The organism is Verruconatronum alginivorum, from assembly GCF_056590205.1.
Window position 1 is genome coordinate 1,041,076 of sequence record NZ_JBWPVQ010000001.1, and the last position, 18,508, is coordinate 1,059,583.

Here is an 18,508-nt window from a genome sequence, read left to right on the forward strand (position 1 = left end):
GGGGTTCGTCATCAGCGTTTGTAGAGCCACACCCGGAGGAGCGACCGGAGGTGTTCGATATCGACCGGTTTGGTGATGTAGTCGCTGGCTCCGGCCGCCAAACATTTCTCCCGGTCGCCTTTCATCGCTTTCGCGGTAAGCGCGATGATCGGAAGCCCCTGGAAGCGGCGTTGCGACCGGATGTGCCGGATACACTCGAATCCGTCCATCACCGGCATCATGATGTCGGTGAGAACGACGTCGACATCCGGCGATTCGGCGAGGACCTTGAGGGCCTCGCGACCGCTTTCGGCGTAGATCACTTCCATCTCCCAACCTTCCAGGGCGCTGGCCATGGCGAAGATGTTCCGGACATCGTCGTCGATCACCAACACCTTCCGTCCGGCGAGCGAACAGGCCTTCCGGCGCATCCTTTCGATGATCGACCGTTTCTCCTCGGGAAAGTTTTCATGGGTGCGGTGGAGGAACATCGCCGTTTCATCGAGGAGGCGTTCCGGGGAACACACTCCTTTGATGATGACAGCTTCGCTCAGCCGGGAAAGCTCTCCTTTCTCTTCAGCGGTCAGCTCCCGGCCGGTGTAGACAATCATCGGCAACCAGGCGTGAGGCGACATTTTCCGGATCCGATGAATGAACTCGAAGCCGCTCATTCCGGGTAGTTGCAAATCCACTACCAAACATTCAATCTGCTCCGATTCCAACAATTCAAGCGCCTTCTCGGCGCTATCCACGGAGAGAATGCGAAGATCGCCTCCGCCGAGCAACTCTTCGATGGCGTTCCGCTCGCGATCGTCATCCTCGACCAGCAACAAGGTCTTAACCGGGCGCTCGATGAAACGTTTCGCCTGGCTGATCGCTGTATCGATCTCGACCCGCGAGACCGGTTTCCGCAACGATCCGAGGGCCCCCATGTGCAGCGCCCGTTCCGCTCCTTCCTCCGAGGAAATGACTTGAATCGGAATGTGGCGGGTTTCGGGGGATCCCTTCCAGCGGTCGATCAAGACCCATCCGTTGGCGTCGGGCAGGAAGAGTTCGGTGGTGACCGCCGACGGTTGGTGAACCGCCATCAACTGGATCGCCTGCTGAGCAGTGCGGGCCACGAGACATTTGAAACCGTGGTCCCTTCCGCTTTCCATCAACAAGCGTGCGAAGGTTTCGTCGTCTTCGACAATCAAGAGGACCGCGTCCCCCGGGCGGATTTCATCCACATCATCTTCGACCGCGGAATCCGAATCGATCGGATTTTCTTCGACGAACAATGCGGCCGGCTCCTCGGTCTCCGCGAAGGTGCCGGAATGGTAGGCCGGAGTCGATTCCTCCGCCGAGGCATAGCGGAAGGCGGTGGCCGTTCCGACCGGCGAGGGACGGAACGGATTTGGACGAAGGTCCGGAGGCGGAAGAGCACCGGCGAACGGAGCCGGTTGGGGGGCGGAACGAGCGCCCCGTTTTCCGGTCGATCCGTCGGGACGGGGACGGAAAGTCGCGGGGAGATAGAGGGTGAAACGGCTCCCCTCGCCCGGCTTGCTCTTAACCCGGATCGTTCCTCCGAGCATGGTGGCGATCTCGCGGCTGATGGAGAGACCGAGACCGGTTCCTCCATGTTTGCGGGAAGCTCCGGCGTCGGCCTGTTGGAACGCTTCGAAAATAATCTTTTGTTTGTCGGGCGCGATCCCGGCCCCGGTGTCGGTCACCTCGAAGGCGACCACCGGACCGGCCAGCTTCAACGACGGATCGATGTCGCCGAGACGGTTGGCCGGACGCATCTTCAAATCGACCCGCCCGAAGTCGGTAAACTTGAAGGCGTTCGACAGGAGATTCTTCAGGATCTGCTGCACGCGTTTTCCGTCGGTGCGCAGAATCGGCGGCAAGTTCGAATCGAGTTCGATGTGGAACTCCAAATGTTTCGATTCGGCGATCGGATGGAAGGTCCGTTCACAGAACTCGGCGAGCTCCGGACAGGAGACGTCGGCGATGTCGACGCTCATCGTGCCGGACTCGATCTTGGACAAGTCGAGGATCTCGTTGATCAGATCGAGCAAGTCGGACCCGGAGGCGTGGATCGTCCGGGAATACTCGACCTGTTTCGGCGTGAGATTCTTCTCGGGATTGTCGGTCAGGATCTTGGAAAGAATCAAGAGACTGTTGAGCGGCGTGCGCAACTCGTGGGACATATTGGCAAGGAATTCGCTCTTGTATTTGGAAGTCAACTTCAACTCCTCTGCCTGCGACTGAAGGGCCAACCGGGCGTTTTCGACCTCCCCGTTCTTGCGTTCGACCTCGGCCTTCTGTTCGGCGAGGAGCGAAGCTTTTTCCTTCAGTTCCTCGTTGGTCTGCTGCAGTTCCCCTTGTTGCTTCTTGAGGAGTTCCTCGGAAGCCTGGAGGGAGCGGGCCTGTTCTTCGAGTCGCTCGTTTTTCTCAGTCAGTTCGAGCTGCTGGCTCTGCAGTTCCTCGGTGAGCGATTGCGATTGTTTGAGCAACTCCTCCGTCCGCATGTTGGTTTGGATGGTGTTGATGACAATCGCCAGCGACTCCATCAGTTGGTCAAGGAAGACCAGGTGAATGTCGCTCAGTTTCTGGAAACTCGCCAACTCGATCGTCGCCTTGACCTTCCCTTCAAAAATGACCGGCAAAATCACCAGACTGCTCGGAGCCGCTTCGCCGAGACCGGAACCGATCCGGACGTAGTCCGGGGGAACGTCGTTGATCAGGATGCGCTGCTTTTCGAGCAGGACCTGTCCGATCAAGCCCTCGCCCGGACGGTAGACGTTGGAAATGCTCTTCCGCTCGCGGAACGCGTAGGAAGCGAGCAACATCAGTTGCGCCTCTTGGTCGTCGTCGTATTCATTAATATAGAACACGCCGTGTTGGGCGTCGACCAGCGGGGCGAGCTCGCTGAGGGTCATTTGGCAAACCGTCTGGAGATCGCGTTGGCCCTGGAGTTTGCGGGTGAACGTGGCGAGGTTGGTTTTGAGCCAATCCTGTTCGGTGTTCTTCCGGGTGGTCTCCTTGAGGTTCCGAATCATCTCGTTGACGTTGTCTTTGAGCAACGCCACTTCCCCGGCGGCCTCGACCATGATGCTTCGGCTGAGGTCGCCCTTGGTAACGGCAGTGGAGACCTCGGCGATCGCGCGCACCTGGGTGGTTAGGTTGGCGGCGAGACCGTTTACGTTGTCGGTAAGGTCCTTCCAGGTGCCGGCCGCGCCGGGGACGTTGGCCTGACCGCCGAGACGGCCCTCGACCCCCACCTCGCGGGCCACAGTGGTAACCTGATCGGCGAAGGTGGCGAGAGTCCCGATCATGTTGTTGATGGTCTCGGCCAGTTCGGCGATTTCTCCTTTGGCCTCCACGGTGAGAGTGAGGCGGAGATTACCATTCGCCACCGCTGTAACCACTCGGGCGATACCACGAACCTGGTCGGTGAGGTTGGCGGCCATCAAATTCACGTTGTCGGTGAGATCCTTCCAGGTGCCGGCCACGCCGCGCACCTCGGCCTGACCGCCGAGTTTACCTTCGGTGCCGACCTCGCGGGCGACACGGGTTACTTCCGAGGCGAAGGAGTTGAGCTGGTCGACCATGGTGTTGATGGTGTTTTTCAACTCCTGAATTTCGCCCTGGGCGTCGACCGTGATCTTGCGGGTAAGGTCGCCTCGGGCGACGGCGGTGGTCACGTCGGCGATGTTACGGACCTGGTTGGTGAGGTTGGCCGCCATGCCGTTCACGTTGTCGGTGAGGTCCTTCCAGGTGCCGGCCCCGCCGGAGACGCGGGCCTGGCCGCCGAGTTTACCGTCCGTTCCCACCTCGCGGGCCACACGGGTTACCTCGGAGGCGAAGGAGTTGAGCTGGTCGACCATGGTGTTGATGGTGTTTTTCAGCTCGAGAATCTCGCCCTTGGCGTCGACGGTGATCTTTCGGGTGAGGTCCCCCCGGGCGACGGCGGTGGTCACGTCGGCGATGTTACGGACCTGACTGGTGAGGTTGGCCGCCATGCCGTTCACCGATTCGGTGAGGTCCTTCCAGGTGCCGGCCACCCCGCGCACCTCGGCTTGACCGCCCAGTTCCCCTTCGGTGCCGACCTCCTTCGCCACGCGAGTCACCTCAGCGGCGAATGAGTTGAGGCGCTCCACCATGGTGTTGATGGTGTTTTTCAGCTCCTGGATCTCGCCCTTGGCGTCGACGGTGATCTCCTTGGAAAGGTCTCCGTTGGCGACGGCGGTGGTGACGTCGGCGATGTTACGGACCTGGTTGGTGAGGTTGGCCGCCATGCCGTTCACGTTGTCGGTAAGGTCCTTCCAGGTGCCGCCGACGCCCGGGACGATCGCCTGGCCGCCGAGTTTTCCGTCGGTTCCCACCTCGCGGGCCACACGGGTCACTTCTGAGGCGAAGGAGCTGAGCTGGTCGACCATGCTGTTGATGGTCTCTTTGATCTGTAAGATTTCCCCGGATACGCTGACGGTGATCTTCTGGCTGAGGTCGCCGTTGGCGATGGCGGTGGCGACTTTGGAAACGTCGCGGAGCTGGACAGTGAGGTTATTTCCGAGAAGGTTCACGTTATCGGTGAGGTCCTTCCAGGTGCCGGCGACGCCGGGGACGGTCGCTTGTTTACCGAGTTTTCCGTCGGTGCCGACCTCGCGGGCGACACGGGTGACTTCCGAGGCGAAGGAGTTGAGCTGGTCGACCATGGTGTTGATGGTGTTTTTCAGCTCCTGAATCTCGCCCTTGGCGTCGACGGTGATCTTGCGGGTGAGGTCGCCTCGGGCGACGGCGGTGGTCACGTCGGCGATGTTACGGACCTGGTTGGTGAGGTTGGCCGCCATGCCGTTCACGTTGTCGGTGAGATCCTTCCAGGTGCCGGCCACTCCGCGAACCTCGGCCTGACCGCCGAGTTTACCGTCGGTTCCCACCTCGCGGGCCACCCGGGTCACTTCGGAGGCGAAGGAGTTGAGCTGATCGACCATGATGTTGACGGTATTTTTCAGCTCGAGAATTTCGCCCTTGGCGTCGACGGTGATCTTCTTGGAAAGGTCGCCGTTCGCGACGGCGGTGGTGACCTGGGCGATGTTTCGCACCTGGTTTGTGAGGTTGGTCGCCATGCCGTTCACGTTTTCGGTGAGGTCGCGCCAGGTGCCGGCCACCCCGCGGACCTCCGCCTGACCGCCCAGTTTCCCCTCGGTGCCGACCTCGCGGGCCACCCGGGTCACTTCGGAGGCGAACGAGTTGAGCTGGTCGACCATGGTGTTGACCGTCTCCTTGAGCTGGAGGAACTCCCCGCGGACGTCGACGGTGATCTTCTTGGACAAGTCCCCGCTCGCGACCGCGGTCGTGACGTCGGCGATGTTACGGACCTGGGCGGTGAGGTTGGAGGCCATGGAGTTGACGCTCACGGTGAGGTCCTTCCAGGTGCCGGAGAGGCTCTTGACGCGGGCCTGGCCACCGAGTTTACCATCGGTGCCGACCTCGCGGGCGACACGGGTCACCTCCGAGGTGAAGGCGCCGAGCTGGGTGACCATGGTATTGACGGTCTTGGCGGCGCGCAGGAACTCGCCCTCGAGCGGGCGACCCTCGATTTCGAGGGAAACGTTTTGCGTGAGGTCTCCCTTGGCGACCGCGCCGATGACCCGGGACATCTCGCGGGTCGGGGTGGTGACGTCGGAGACGAGGGTGTTGATATTGTCGGCTTGTTCGCCCCAGGCACCTTCGACCCGACCGAGGTTTAGGCGGTGGGCGATCTTACCCTCCTTGCCGACCAACCGGGTCACTCGTTTGGTTTCCTCGGCCATCTTCTGGTTCAAACTCATGATCTCGTTGAACGTGTCGGCGATCTTTCCCGACATTCCCGTCCATTCCACCGGCAGGCGGGCGGAGAAATCTCCGTGGAGGACGTTGGTGAGAACCTGGAGCAACAACGTCTGATCGAGCGGGTCGCCCATGGTCTCGGTGCGGGCCGGTTGGGAGGCGGTAGGGGACGTGGCCGCCCGGGGGCGGGAATTGGTCGCGGAACGAGCGGGTTTCTTGGTGGTCGGCATAAGATAGAATGGAAAAGTTAAAAAAGAAAGAGAAGCTACGGTAAAAGGCCGGGCGCCGCTATCGGGTAAAACCTGATTCGCGGGGTGGGAAACCCTCTTTTTCCTATCTTCCCCCTTGCCACTCCCGGCGGTGCCTGAAAGGTTCGACCACTCATGGGCACTCCCCTCGAACTACCGCCCCCCGGCCAAGCGACCGGGCCGGACGCGCTCCTCGACCGGTTTCTCTCCTACGTCGGTGAAACCGGGTTGGAGCTGTATCCGGCGCAGGAAGAGGCGATTCTCGCCGTTTTTGACGATCAGAACGTCATCCTCAACACCCCGACCGGATCCGGAAAGTCGCTGGTGGCCATGGCGATGCACTTCAAATCCGCCGCCCGGGGCCGCCGCTCGATCTACACCTGTCCGATCAAAGCCCTCGTAAACGAGAAATTTCTCGCCCTCTGCCGCGACTTCGGTCCGGACCAGGTCGGGATGATGACCGGCGACGCCACCGTCAACCGGAAGGCCCCGATCCTCTGCTGCACCGCCGAAATCCTCGCCAACCTCGCCTGCGCCGAGGGACCGAACGCCGCGATCCACGACGTCATCCTCGACGAATTCCATTATTACTCCGACCGGGAACGCGGAGTCGCCTGGCAACTCCCGCTCCTGACGTTGCCCCAGGCGAAGTTTCTCCTGATGTCGGCCACCATGGGCAACCTCCAAACCTTCGCCGACCGCCTGACGGGCCTGACCGGTTCGCCCACCTCGATTGTTTCCTCCAGCGAGCGTCCGGTTCCCCTGGAGTTTTCCTACGCCGAAACTCCCCTCACCCAGACCATCGAAGAGCTGGTCGCGGGAGGCAAAGCCCCGGTCTACGTGGTCCATTTCACCCAACGCGAGGCGGCCGACAACGCCCAAAGTTTCACCAGCCTCGCCGTCTGCGGCAAAGAAGAGCGGGAGCGCATCTCCCGCGCCCTCGACGAGGTCCGTTTCAGCAGTCCCTACGGTCAGGAAATGAAACGCCTCCTTCGCCAGGGAATCGGGCTCCACCACGCCGGGTTGCTGCCCAAGTACCGGATCCTCGTGGAAAAACTGGCCCAACAAGGTCTGTTGAAACTGATCTGCGGGACCGACACCCTCGGCGTCGGGGTCAACGTCCCGATCCGCACCGTCCTCCTGACCCAACTCAGCAAATACGACGGCGAAAAAAGCCGCGTCCTCAGCGTCCGCGATTTCCAACAAATCTGCGGGCGGGCCGGACGCAAAGGATATGACGACCGCGGTTGGGTGGTCGCCCAGGCTCCGGCCCATGTGATTGAAAACCGGATACTGGAGGAGAAGGCGGCGGCGAACCCGGCCAAGCGCCGCAAAATGGTCAAACGGAATCCACCGAAGGGATTCGTCGGCTGGGACGCCAACACCTACCGCCGCCTGATCGATTCGACGCCGGAGCCGCTCACTTCCAGCTTCCAGATCACTCACGGGCTCCTCCTCCAGGTCTTGGGCCGTCCCGGGGACGGTTGCGCCGCGATGCGGTCGTTGATCCAGGATTCCCACGAACCGCCGATCGCCCAACGGGCCCACTTTCGGCGGGCCTGGCAACTTTTCCGCTCGTTGCTCGAACGCGGAATCATCGAGATCCTTCCCCGGCAAACGGGAGAGGATCGGAGTCGCCTTCGAGTTAACGTCGAGTTGCAAAACGACTTTTCCCTGCACCAAACCCTTTCGCTCTGGCTGATCGATACCCTCAACCTGCTCGATCCGGACGGTCCGGACCACGCCCTCGACGTCCTGACCCTGGTGGAATCGATCGTCGAAAACCCCGACGTGATTCTCCGCCGCCAACTCGCCCGGGCCAAAACGGAGAAGATCAACGAATTGAAGGCCGAAGGCGTCGAGTACGACAAACGAATGGAAATTTTGGATACGGTCGAGTATCCGAAACCGCGCCGCGAATTCATCTACGAGACTTTCAACACCTTCGCCGCGAAACATCCGTGGGTCGGCGAGGAAAACATTCAACCGAAATCGATCGCCCGGGAAATGTTCGAACGTTGGATGTCGTTCGCCGACTACGTCCGCGACTACGACCTGCAACGCTCCGAAGGGATCCTGCTCCGGCATTTGACCGGGGTCTACAAAACTCTTTCCCAAACCGTCCCGGACTCCGCCAAAACCGATGCGATTCTCGAAATGGAGACCTACCTCGCCGACATGATCGTCGGGATCGACTCCAGTCTCCTCGAAGAATGGGAACGGCTCCGCGACCCAAACTACCGGCCCCCCGAACCCGGTTCGGCCGAAGGTACCGCCCGGCTCCGCTCCTCGGGGCCGCGCGACATCACCGCCGACCGCCGAAGTTTTCTTCCGCTCGTTCGCACCGCCGTTTTCAACCGCCTCCGGGCCTTCGCCGCCCGCGACTGGGAGGCGATTCTGGCCGACCTCCACTCGCCCGACGACATCGACGGCGACCCGTGGACCGCCGACCGTCTCGCCCAACTCGCGGAATCATTCGCCGCCGAACACGAACGCGTTCGCCTCGATCCGGAGGCCCGCAACACCAAGCACACTTACATCAAGGAAGAGCCTCGCCGCTGGCTGGTCCAACAGGTGCTCGTCGACAGCCAGGACCTCAACGATTGGGCTCTCCTGTTCGCCATCGACCTCCCCGAAACCCGGGCTCGAGGCGAAGTCACCGTGCAACTCCTGGCGATCGGACCGGTTCCCGAAACGATGGCGTGAGGCGTGACTCTCAATCCGCGCGAAAGCGGGAGGCCTCCGCCACTTTGGCCGACGGCCTGCCCGAACGATCACCTTTCAAGTAGTCGGTCTTCGTCTTCGTCAACACCCCGGCGAGGGCCAAAAGGGCGATCAAATTCGGAATCGCCATCATCCCGTTCAAGGTATCGGCGACCGCCCAAACCAAGGTCAATCCGCCGACCGATCCGATAAAAAGAAATCCGAGGAAGACCATCCGATACGGCAGGATCACGCTTTTCCCAAACAGATATTCCCAGCTCTTTTCCCCGTAAAAGTTCCAGGTCAACATCGTGGTGTAGGAAAAGAGTATCAGGGCGACCAATACAAGCAGACCGCCCTGCCCCGGAAGGCCCCGGGTAAACGCCTCGCTCGCCAGATCGGCGCTGGTCGAACCGGTGGCGAGGGCACCGGTGACGATGATCACCAAACCGGTCATCGTGCCGACGATGATGGTGTCGATGAAAACTTCCCACATCCCCCACATTCCCTGACGCACCGGATGGTTGGTCGCCTGGGCGTGAACGATGGAGGAGGCGCCCAAACCGGCTTCGTTGGAAAAGATCCCCCGGGCGATTCCGTAACGAATCGACAAAGCCACCGCCGAGCCCGCGAAGCCACCGGCCGCTGGAGCCGGATTGAAAGCATAATAGAAGATCTGGCCGAAAGCTCCCGGAATCTCGGTCGCGTAAATCCCGAGAATCAGCAGCGCGCCCGCCACGTAGATGACCACCATCGCCGGCACGATTCGCTCCGCGATGCGACCGATTCGCTTGATCCCCCCAAGGGTAACGATCCCGACCAGAATCACCACCACCACGCCGGTCGCGGTTTCCGGCACCGCGAAACCGGTGCGCAGCGCCTGGGCCATGGTGTTCGCCTGGACCATGTTCCCGATCCCGAGAGCGGCGATCCCGGCCAAAAACGCGTAAAGGGCGGCGAGCCATTTCCACTTCGGCCCCAGGCCTTTTTCGATGTAAAACATCACCCCGCCCGAGATCCGTCCGTCCGGTCCGACTTCCCGGTATTTGACCGCCAAAGTCGCTTCGCCGAATTTCGTGGCCATTCCGACCAATGCGATCATCCACATCCAAAACAGCGCTCCCGGTCCTCCCAGGGCGATCGCGGTGCTGACTCCCGCGATATTTCCCACCCCGATCGTCCCGGCCATCGCCGACGCCACCGCCTGGAACGAACTTACCGCCCCAGCCTCTTCTTCCCGGGTCTTGCGGAAGAGCCGCCCGAAACTCTGATTCCAAGCGAACCCGAGATGGGTGAATTGGAAAAACCCGAGCCGAATCGTCAGAAACAGCCCGGTTCCCGCCAGCAGAATCATCAATGGAGGTCCCCAGACAATGTCGCCAAGCCAGCCGTTGAGGCGTTCCACAGTTTCGATCCAGGCGTTGAGTAGAGAGGTCGATTCTTCGGGTGTGTCCATAAGCAAAAGCGAGAGGCAATAGATTCTTCCCTAATGGGTTAGGCCCCCGGTCCGTCCACGTCAAGCCACCAAATCTTCCTTCGAGGCGGCCTCATGACGTCGTCGGATGCCTTTACCTCACGCCACCCTTAACCAACCGCTCCCTTCTGACGAAACGTGAAATCTTGCAACCAACTTGAGCGCGAAGCGCTTTGGAGTGCGGTGCGTCCCCGCACCGCTTTCGAATGGCCGGCGATGGCCGCAAGCCCGACACTCATTCGACGACCGAAGCTCTTCCGCGCGCTCGAAAGCTCCGCGGGGACGCGGAGCACTCCAAAGAGGCTCCGCCTCGGAAACCACGTTTTCATTCCATGTTGTTCCCCGGGTGCGGCCCGGATGTTGCCATGAATTAACTCCTCATTTTTGAGTATCTTGCCCCTTTCCGCGGCTATCCATTAATTCCCCTTCACTCCTTCACCTCCGCCTCGGTTGCCGGAAGCATCCGCGATGGTGCCAGGCGTTGGGCACGGCTGGGCAGGAACGAGATTCCCGTCCTCAACAGATCCTCCCATTCCTCCTTCGCCGTCAGCCAAATCATCGGCAGATAAATCGCGCCGGCCAGCAGCGCCGTCACCAGGATGCGGGCCATCTCCCGTCCCGCCATCTCCGGCACCATCGCCGCCACCGCCACCCCGGTGCCGCACGCGAGGAGTCCGGAGAAAATCGCCGCGGCGTAAACGCCCCACACCTGTCTCCATCCAAACCCGGCGGTCCGAATGCTGAGATACATCATGGTCGGCGAATAAACCATCATCGCCGCGGCGGCGGCCACCCCAACCGCCACCACCCCGCCATGCCGCGCGGCCAACGTGATCAATGCCATGAAGAACGCCGCCCGAAAGGCCGACACTCCGAGGTGAAATCGATACCGCCCCTGCGCTTTTAAGAAGCTCAACGTGACGATCGTCGTGATCGTGAACGCCGTCCCGACCCCCAGGGCCTGCACCACCGGTATCGCCGGGATCCACCGGGGGTCGAAGACCAATCGCACCCCCGGATCGGCCAACGCCGCCACCAGGAGCGACGCCGGGGCGCCGATGATCATCAGGAGTTTGTTTGCCCGCAGGAAAGCGGCGTGCTGCCGCACCGGATCCTCCTGCAACTTACTGAACGACGGCAGCAACACCTGCGACAGATTCAGCGAGAGGAGCGTCTGCACCTGCTGCGCCAGATGATAGGCGAAAAAGAAAATGCCGACCACCGCCGCGCTGTGGTAGATCCCCAAAACAATGTTTGCCCCTTGCGCGTTGATCCCGATGAAGAACGCCGCCGCGATCAGCAATCCGCTCGACCCGGCCAACGACGGCCAATGTTCGAATCCCGGATTCCACGCCAACGGGGGGCGGGCCAACCACCAGAGAATCGCCACCTTGATCGCGGCGATGATCGGCAACGGCAGAATGAAACTATACGCCCCGAAACCGAGCGCCGCCAGCACGACGCTGAGACCGATCTGCCCGATTCCCTGGAAAATCCCCAGCGCCGAAATCGCCCGGAACCGCATCTCGTTTTGCAACTGGGCGATCGGGATGTTCTCCAGGTTCCCGATGAAGGTGAAGACCGCCAGAACCAACAACAGCCCAACCAACTCAGGTTCCTGGTACAATCGCGCCGCCAGCGGAGCCGATGCCACAATCAGCAGCGAAACGCCTCCGCCGATCACCAGCGACATCCAAAACGCCGGGGCGGCCAAAGTCCGGTATTCCCGTTCCCGCTGGATCAGAATTTCCCGCAAACCCGACGCCTGGAAAATCGAAACCACCGTCATCACGGAATAGGAGAGCGCCACCAAACCGAAGTGTTTCGGCGCAAGCAACCAGGCCAACACGATTTGACCGGCCACCGTGGCGACTTTTACGCTCAACGTCTGAAACAACAGCCACGCGAATCCCGCGGCCGTTTTTTCTCCGAGACGGTCGAGTTTGGACGATGAATTTGCCATAAAAGGTCACGAGATGCCGGGACCGTCCTTCCAATATATCCCAAACCAGCTTCGGCCGCTATCGAGGTTTTCCCCACCCGGCCACGTGGGACAGGCATTCCTGCCTGTGTTTTCTTTCAAGAATCCCTAATAAATCCCCCTCCCCATCCGTTATTCTCGTGTTGAGCAGCCACTTCATTTGTCCATTGATGGTTTCATCCTTCGTCGATTCTTCCTCATGAAACGTCCTTCGATCTTCCTCACCTTCATCTCCGCCGCCGCCGTCGCCGCGTTCGCCCTCTCCTCGATCCTCGCCAACGATCCCGTGGCCGACGCGATCGAACGGGGTCTCCCCCGCACCGCCATCCGCGCCCTTGAGCCGATCATCGAACGGGCGCTCGCCGAAGGATCTTATCCCGAAGCGGCCGCCGCCATCGCGCAAAAAATCGTCCTCGAAGGCGCCATCCAAGGCCATCACGCCGACGAACGGATCCGACGGATGCAGGAGGTGCTCGAAACCGTGCCGCCGGAGGTCCGGCCCATTCTCCACACCTTGCAGGCCCATTGGTATTGGACCTATTTCCAGCAAAACCGGTGGCGCTTCATGCAACGCACCACCACCGGCGAACCGCCGGGCGACGACTTCACCACTTGGGACCTGGCCCGGCTTTACGCTGAAATCGACCGCCAGTTTTCCCTCGCCCTGGAAGCCCGGGACTTCCTCCGCGCCACTCCGGTGACCGATTGGGAACCGTTGCTGACTACCGGAACGGTCCCGGATCGCTACCGCCCGACGCTCTACGACTTCATCGTCCACGAGGCTTTGGAATTTTACACCTCCGGCGAACAGGCGGGGGCGAAACCGCAAGACGATTTCGAGATCTCCGCGGAAGACCCGGTATTCGCCCCGGTCGACGAATTCCTCGCTTGGGAACTCCCCGAAGAAGCCGCCGATTCTCCCAAAGCGAAGGCGGTCCGCCTCTACCAGGAACTCCTGCACTTCCATCGCGACCAGCCCGAACCGTTCGCCGACGCCGACCTCGGCCGCCTGGTTTTCGCCAAAAACACCGCCATCGGCCCGGCCGTCGAGGAGCGTTTTATCTCGGCGATGCGGAGCTTCATCGACGAATGGTCTGAAAACGAGGTCGCCGCAATGGCTCTTTTCCAACTGGCCCGCGCATTGCAGGGTCAGGACGAACTCGCCGAAGCCCACGCCATCGCCCGCCGGGCGGTCACCGCTTTCCCCAAATCACCGGGAGCCCGCATGGCCCAAAACGTGATTCGCGAGATCGAAAGCAAATCCGCCCGGATCGAGACCGAAGGAGTTTGGAACGATCCGCCGCCGACCATCGACGTCACCTACCGGAACGTCGACCACGTTTACTTCCGGGCGGTCCGCTACGATTGGGACCAACTGCTGGACGCCGAACGGGAGGTGCGCCATCTCTCGCGCACCAAACAAGCCGAGTTCCTCCGATTGCGCCCGGCCGCCGTTTGGGACCACCGGCTCCCGCCCACCTCCGATTTCCAGGAACGGACCGAATCCCTTCCCGTTCCGGTCGTCGACCAACTCAAACCCGGCTTCTATATCATCCTCGCCAGCCACGACCGCCGCTTCCAACAAAAGGATAACCAGATCGCCCTCGCCCCGGTCTGGGTAAGCAATCTTTCCCTGGTGGTCTGGCCCCGGGCCGATCGATTGGATGGAGTCGTGGTCGACGCCCGCTCCGGCGAACCGATCGACGGCGCCAAAGTCGCGATCCGCGAGATCACCCACCCCGGACGCCCGACGGTTTCCCCCGTAACCGTCTCGACCGGGTCCGACGGATTTTTCTCCCGAAAATGGGAGACCAATCACACTCGCTTCGTCGTGAAGGCCAGCCACGACGGCGACTCGGTGGCGACTTTGCCGGACAGCTTTTTCTCTCGAAGCCACCGAACCTCCACCCGCGAACAGACCGTTCTCTTCACCGACCGCTCAATCTACCGCCCCGGGCAAACCATCCAATACAAGGGGATCCTTCTCCGGACCGATCCGGAGGAAAACAATTACGAGGTGATCGACCGGCGCCGGGTCACCGTTCTTTTCTACGACGCCAACGGCCAGGTGATCGAACGACAACAACACCAGAGCAACGCCTACGGCTCGTTCTCCGGCAGTTTCACCGCCCCGCACGACCGCCTGACCGGACAAATGCGGATCGCGGTGAACCGCCCCAATGGCTCGGCGTTCGTCCGGGTCGAGGAATACAAACGGCCGCGGTTTTCCGTGACCCTGGACGCCCCCTCCGAAGCGCCTCGGCTCGACGAGGAGATCACGGTTTCCGGGAAGGCCGCCGCCTACACCGGAGCTCCGGTCGACGGCGCGACCGTCGCCTACCGGGTCGTCCGGGAAACCCGCGGTCCGTGGTGGTGGTGGGGAGGCCGCGGCGGTTTTCCCTTCCATGGCACGACCCAGGAGATCGCCCAAGGGACCGCCGTCTCTGCCGTCGACGGTTCCTTCTCGATCACCTTTTCCGCCCGCCCCGACCGTTCCGTGCCCGAGGCGGACGAACCCATTTTCGTTTTCCGGATCTATGCCGACGTCACCGACACCGCCGGGGAAACCCGCTCCACCCAGCGAACGGTCAGCGCCGGTTACACCGCCCTCCAGGCGATCCTCGAACTCGATCCCTGGCAAACCCCCGACCGTCCGGTGAACCTCCAAGTGAAAACCCGTTCGCTCGACGACGAACCGGAGCGCGCGGCCGGTTCCCTCGCGATCTACCGTTTGCAGGAGCCCGACCGAATCCACCGGAAACGGCCCGAATCCGATCCCGGCGACTGGCGACGCCCGGGCCCGCCTCCCGAGGACGATCTTTCGGACCCCGCCAATTGGCCGAACGGCGAGCGGCTCACCGAACGTCCTTTCACCACCGGACCGGAGGGCGAGGCTTCCGCCAATTTCAAACTCCCCGCCGGTTTCTACCGCGCAGTCATTGAAACCACCGACCGGTTTGGAAAACCGGTCACCGGCGAACAGCTGATCCACGTGATCGCGCCGGACGAAGAACGCTTCGAAACACCGGTTCCCCATTTCTTCCAACCGGAAAAGGAAACGGTCGAGCCGGGGGAGACCTTCCGAGCGTTGTGGGGAACTGGATACGATCGGGGCCGGGCCCTGGTCGAAATCGAACACCGCCAGCAGATTATCCGTCGCTTCTGGACCGATCCCGACCACACCCAGTCCTTGATCGAAATCGACGTCACCGAAGAGATGCGGGGCGGCTTCAACCTCTCCCTGACGTTCGTCCGAGAAAACCGAATACACACCGAAGTGTTGCCGGTCAAGGTCCCCTGGTCCAACCAACGGCTCGACATCCGCTGGGAGCGGTTCACGTCACGCCTGGAACCGAACATCCGGGAAACGTGGACAGCCGTCATTCAAGGATCCGACGCCGGGCCGGCCGCCGCCGAGATGGTCGCCACGCTCTACGACGCCTCGCTCGACGCCTTCCAGCCCCACCGGTGGGCGGAGTGGCAGCCCCTCTTCTTCCACCATCCGGCGCCTGGACAGCCCCGCCACGTCAACTACCGGCGATCGTTCGGAATCGTCCACCATGGCTGGCAGGTGGAGTATGCACACCCCCAATTACTCTATCGCTCCTTCGCAACAAATTTCCTGCCCCGGGGCGCCGTTTTTCTACGGGAAAGCCCCCGCCGGGCGAGGGCGGCGTCGGGGATGGCGCTCGATGCCACGGTTCAGATGGAATCGCTCGCTATGGCGGACAAAGCAGCACCCGCCGAATCGGAGGCGGCCGGGGAGCCCGCTCCCAATTTAACCACGGTCGCCCCGCGGCGGAACCTGCAGGAGACGGCCTTCTTTTTCCCGCACCTCGAAACCGATGAGGCTGGCACGGTGCGGTTGACGTTCACCATGCCGGAGACCTTGACCGAGTGGCGTTTCCTCGGGTTTGCCCACGACCGGAACTTGCGCTGGGGGATGCTCGAAGGTGAAGCGGTTTCCGCGAAAGACCTGATGGTTCAACCCAACCCGCCCCGCTTCGTCCGCGAAGGGGACGAAATCGAATTCTCGGTCACGGTCACCAACGGCAGCGACCGGCCACAGGAAGGGACCGTTCGCCTCGGCTTCACCGATGCGCTGACGGAGCTTCCGGCTGACGAACGGCTCGGTCTCCATTCCCCGGACCAAACTTTCTCAATTCCCGCGAACGAATCCCGCAGCTTCCACTGGCGGTTGACGGTTCCCGACAGCTTGCCGGTCCTGATCTACCGGGCGGTCGCCGTCGCCGGACAGCTCTCCGACGGAGAGGAAGGATACCTCCCGGTACTTTCCCGCCGGATGCTGGTCCGTGAAGCGTTGCCCCTTCCGATCCGAGGTCCCGGAGAACGGGAGTTCGAATTCGAGAAGCTTATCCGTAGCGGAGAGTCGGATACGCTTCACCACCAGAGTCTGACCATCCAGATGGTTTCGAATCCCGCCTGGTACGCGGTGTTGGCTTTGCCCTACCTGATGGAATCGTCGCACGGATCGACCGAACAAACCTTCAACCGCCTCTACGCGAACGCTCTCGGCCGCCACATCGCGAATTCCAATCCGAAAATCCGCGGGACGTTCGATTTGTGGAAGAACATCCCGGCATTGGAAAGCCCGCTGGAGAAAAACGAAGAACTGAAAAACGTCCTTCTTCAGGAAACACCCTGGGTGCGGCAGGCCCAATCGGAAAGCCAGGCCCGGCGGAATATCGGAATCCTTTTCGATGAAAACCGGCTCAACTCGGAGATCGCACGGACCGTCCGGCGGCTCGGCGAAGAGCAGTTTCCCGACGGCGGCTGGCCGTGGTTCGCCGGGGGACCCGCCAACGAATTCATGACGCTCTACATCACCACCGGATTCGGCCGCGTTCGTCATCTGGGGGTCGACGTTCCCATGGAACCCGCGCTCCGTTCGATCGATTATCTTGATCGCTGGATTGATCGACTGTATCGAGAGTTCAAGGACGGGGAGAAGGAGAACTTCCATCTCTCCCCCTCGATCGCCCTTTATCTTTACGGCCGAAGCTTCTTTCTGGAGGATCATCCCATCGCGCGCGAACACCGGACGGCGGTCGACTATTTCCTTCGTCGGGGAAAAGAAAATTGGCCCCGCCTGCGCCATCGGCAATCGCAAGCCCACCTCGCGTTGGCGCTGCACCGGTTCGGCGACGCCGAAACGCCGGCCGCGATCCTCGACTCGATCCGGGAACACGCGGTCCACGACGAGGAGATGGGAATGTTTTGGCGCGACCTCGAACGCTCCTGGTGGTGGTATCGCGCTCCCATCGAAACGCAGGCACTGATGATTGAAGCATTCGCGGAAATCGCCGCGGATTGGGAAAGCGTGGAGGAGTGCAAGGTCTGGCTGCTCAAACAAAAACAGACCCAAGACTGGAAAACCACCAAGGCCACCGCCGACGCGGTTTACGCGTTGATCCTGCGGGGAACCGATCTGCTCGCCTCCCGCGAACTGGTCCACGTCTCCCTCGGACAGGGCCAATCGAGCCGGGAGATCACTCCCGCGGTCGGCTCCGGCGAGACCGAACCCGGAACCGGATTCTACGAGGTCAGGATCGTCGGTCCCGAAGTCGATCCGGAGCATGGATACATCACCGTCCGCAAGGCGGATGAGGGCGTGGCGTGGGGCGGCGCGCATTGGCAATACCTGGAGGATCTCGAAAAGATCACGCCCCACCAGGCGACACCGTTGCAGTTAAAGAAGCAGGTGTTCCGGAAGGTCCCCTCCTCCCGGGGTCCGGTGTTGGAAACAGTGGAAGGGGCGTTGAATGTCGGTGACGAATTGGTGGTTCGGATCGAACTGCGGAGCGACCGCGACATGGAATATCTCCATCTGAAGGATTCGCGCGGTGCCGGCCTCGAGCCGTTAAACGTATTGTCCGGTTACCGGTACCAGGACGGGCTCGCTTATTACGAATCGACCCGCGACACCGCCAGCCACTTCTTCATCGATTATCTTCCGAGGGGAACCTACGTCTTCGAGTATTCCACCCGAGTCTTTCACCGGGGCGTCTACGGAACCGGCATCGCCGAGATCCAATCGATGTATGCGCCGGAATTTTCGAGCCATTCGGAAAGCATTTCGCTCCAGGTAAAATAATTGGAGTTCCGCCTTCAAGCCGGTCTGCTCACGAAGCAGGGACCGCATGAATGCGGAACTCCAGCAAGGCGAACGGTTTTTTGCGTAGCCGCACGCCCGGCAGTCATCCGACGGCCGGAGCTCTTCCGCACGCTCGAAAGCATCGGGAGGGCGTGAGTGGAAGTGGTGGGAAAACCAGACAACCATCTGTCATT

5 protein-coding genes are annotated in these 18,508 nt (G+C 61.5%); 2 read left to right on the forward strand and 3 right to left on the reverse strand.

Going from position 1 to position 18,508, the window contains the following annotated elements; all coding sequences use genetic code 11:
• Window positions 1-11 precede the first annotated feature (11 nt).
• Window positions 12-5,927, reverse strand: coding sequence for a HAMP domain-containing protein (locus tag ACWUI2_RS03540; RefSeq protein ID WP_486985036.1), 5,916 nt, complete (start codon window positions 5,925-5,927; stop codon window positions 12-14).
• Between the two features lie 249 nt (window positions 5,928-6,176).
• Between ACWUI2_RS03540 and ACWUI2_RS03545 the strand changes: the two genes are divergently transcribed.
• Window positions 6,177-8,747 (forward strand): DEAD/DEAH box helicase, encoded by a 2,571-nt coding sequence (locus tag ACWUI2_RS03545; RefSeq protein ID WP_486981487.1) that lies wholly within the window; start codon window positions 6,177-6,179, stop codon window positions 8,745-8,747.
• Window positions 8,748-8,757: 10 nt separating this feature from the next.
• Here ACWUI2_RS03545 and ACWUI2_RS03550 read toward each other — a convergent pair whose 3' ends face one another.
• Window positions 8,758-10,200, reverse strand: a complete 1,443-nt coding sequence (locus ACWUI2_RS03550; protein WP_486981488.1) for an alanine/glycine:cation symporter family protein — start codon at window positions 10,198-10,200, stop codon at window positions 8,758-8,760.
• A gap of 445 nt (window positions 10,201-10,645) precedes the next feature.
• A complete protein-coding gene (locus tag ACWUI2_RS03555; protein ID WP_486981489.1) occupies window positions 10,646-12,181 on the reverse strand; it encodes an oligosaccharide flippase family protein in 1,536 nt (511 codons plus the stop codon).
• 217 nt (window positions 12,182-12,398) lie between these two features.
• On the opposite strand from ACWUI2_RS03555, the gene ACWUI2_RS03560 reads away from it, so the two are divergent.
• Complete coding sequence (locus tag ACWUI2_RS03560) at window positions 12,399-18,314, forward strand: alpha-2-macroglobulin family protein (RefSeq protein WP_486981490.1); 5,916 nt, start codon at window positions 12,399-12,401, stop codon at window positions 18,312-18,314.
• Window positions 18,315-18,508: the final 194 nt, after the last annotated feature.